This window comes from Kocuria sp., assembly GCF_030536815.1.
GTDB lineage: Bacteria > Actinomycetota > Actinomycetes > Actinomycetales > Micrococcaceae > Kocuria > Kocuria gwangalliensis.
Map to the genome: position 1 here is coordinate 1 of NZ_JAUNPE010000272.1, position 2,151 is coordinate 2,151.

Genomic DNA, 2,151 nt, shown 5'->3' on the forward strand with positions numbered 1-2,151 from the left:
TGCGGAGACTTCCCGATTCGCGCCAGCCGTCACCCAACACCGGTGACAATCCTCGAAAGGCATCTCTTTGGACATTCGTCGCGCCATTGATCAGTCCAGAATGTCCGTTTACCAGTGGGTCATCGTGGCCATGGCCACCTTCTTGAATGCCCTGGACGGCTACGACGTCCTGGCGATGGCGTTCACCGCAACCTCCGTGACTGCGGAGTTCGGGCTGTCCGGTTCCCAGCTGGGCTGGCTCTTGAGCGCTGGCCTGATCGGCATGGGCGCGGGCGCGCTGCTCCTGGGTCCCTTCGCGGACCGATATGGAAGGCGCAACATTCTGCTGGTCGCCTTGGTGCTGAACGGCCTGGGCTTGTTCTTGTCCGCAACGGCCGGGAGCGCCGTCGAGCTGGGGCTGTGGCGCGTGCTCACCGGGGTTGGCGTGGGCGGCATCCTGGCAACCATCACGGTTCTCACCAGCGAGTACTCCAACAATCGCAACCGTGGCATGGCCGTGAGCATTTACGCGGCCGGTTACGGAGTGGGTGCCACGCTCGGCGGCATGGGCGCAACCCAGTTGATCCCCGGCTTCGGCTGGCGTTCGGTGTTCCTCACCGGCGCGATCCTGACCGTGATCGGAATCGTGCTCACCGCCTTGATCCTGCCGGAATCCGTGGACTACTACCGCGCCCGCCGTCCCCGGGACGCCGCGGAAAAGATCGCTCGCATTGCTCGCCGCATCGGCCTGCCGAGTGACGTGGTTCTGGGCCCGCCCGACGCCGCAGCCAGCAACCAGGGCAGCGTGACACAACTCCTGAACGGCCGCTACCGCGTGCCCACCCTGATGCTGTGGATCGCGTTCATCGTGATCATGTTCGGCTTCTACTTCGCCAATTCGTGGACCCCCAAACTGCTGGTCGAGTCCGGTATGACAGAGCAACAAGGCATCGTGGGCGGCATCATGCTGACGATGGGCGGAACGTTCGGTGCGCTGCTCTACGGCGCGATCACCACCCGCCGCGATGCCCGCCTCACCCTGCTCGTGTTCTCGCTACTCTCCGCCGTGACGCTGGTGGTATTCATTACGACCACGTCCATGCCGACCCTCGCGTTCTTCAGCGGCGTGATCGTGGGCATGCTCATCAACGGTTGCTTGGCCGGCCTCTACACCGTGGCACCGCAGACCTATGCTCCCGCCGTGCGAACCACCGGCGTTGGCTGGGGCATTGGCGTGGGACGCATCGGCGCGATCCTGGCGCCCGTTCTGGTGGGCGTGCTGCTGGACGCCGGGTGGACCCCCACGCAGCTCTACATCGGTGTGTCCGTGATCGTGGTGCTCGCCGCGCTCGCGCTGCTCAAGCTGCGGCTGTACGAGGTGCCTATCGAGCCCGGGGCTGAGTCGCACGCCGCCGAGGCGAGCGCGGTGCGCTAACTCACCAGGTGTGCGTGGGCCCGGCGGATCCGGTCGAGCCACCAGTCCCGTCGCTCCCCCGTGACCGCGAATTCATCCAGCAGGCCTTCGTCCACGGCAACGTCTCGCACGGCGATGAAGCCGTCCTGCGGTTTGAGCGGTTCGCGGGTGACGTCCCCTTCCATGAGCGACAAAGTTCCCAGCCCGCACGCGTACGGCAGCTCAGGTAACGCTGCGGCCAAGGCAACGCCCGCGCGGATTCCCACCGAGCTGTCGATCGCAGAGCTGACGACGGCGGGCAGCCCCGCGTCCTGCACGATCTCAAGTGCTCGACGCACTCCCCCGAGCGGGGCCACCTTCACGATGATGAGATCCGCGGCCCACGCTCGGGCCACGGCGAGGGGATCTTCGACTTTGCGCACGGACTCGTCCGCGGCAATCTTCAGATCGATGCTCTTGTCCCGCAGCCGTTGCCGCACGGCAGCCAGGCCTTCGATGGTGGCCACGGGCTGTTCGGCGTATTCAAGGTCGTACACCGCCAACTCGGTCAGCGCCACGACGGCCTGATCCTGGTCCCAGCCCATGTTCGCGTCCACGCGAAGCTCCGCGTCAGGAAGGAGGTCGCGGACGGCGGCCACACGAGCGACGTCGTCAGCCAAGGACTGGCCGCGCTCGGCGACCTTAATTTTTACGGCGGGTACGACGCCGCCGTACCCGGCAAGCACGTCCGCCACCCGGTCGGCGGGCACGGCCGGGAC

At 66.3% G+C, this 2,151-nt stretch carries 2 protein-coding genes; one reads left to right on the top strand and one right to left on the bottom strand.

Features of this window, described 5'->3' with window-relative positions; all coding sequences use genetic code 11:
- Window positions 1-100 precede the first annotated feature (100 nt).
- Window positions 101-1,414 (top strand): MFS transporter, encoded by a 1,314-nt coding sequence (locus Q4E95_RS13075; RefSeq protein ID WP_303383715.1) that lies wholly within the window; start codon window positions 101-103, stop codon window positions 1,412-1,414.
- Here the strand turns inward: Q4E95_RS13075 and Q4E95_RS13080 are convergent.
- Window positions 1,411-2,151, bottom strand: a 741-nt coding sequence (locus Q4E95_RS13080) for an o-succinylbenzoate synthase (RefSeq protein WP_303383716.1), incomplete at its 5' end; no start/stop codon positions are given. The two genes, Q4E95_RS13075 and Q4E95_RS13080, sit on opposite strands and share 4 nt — an antisense overlap.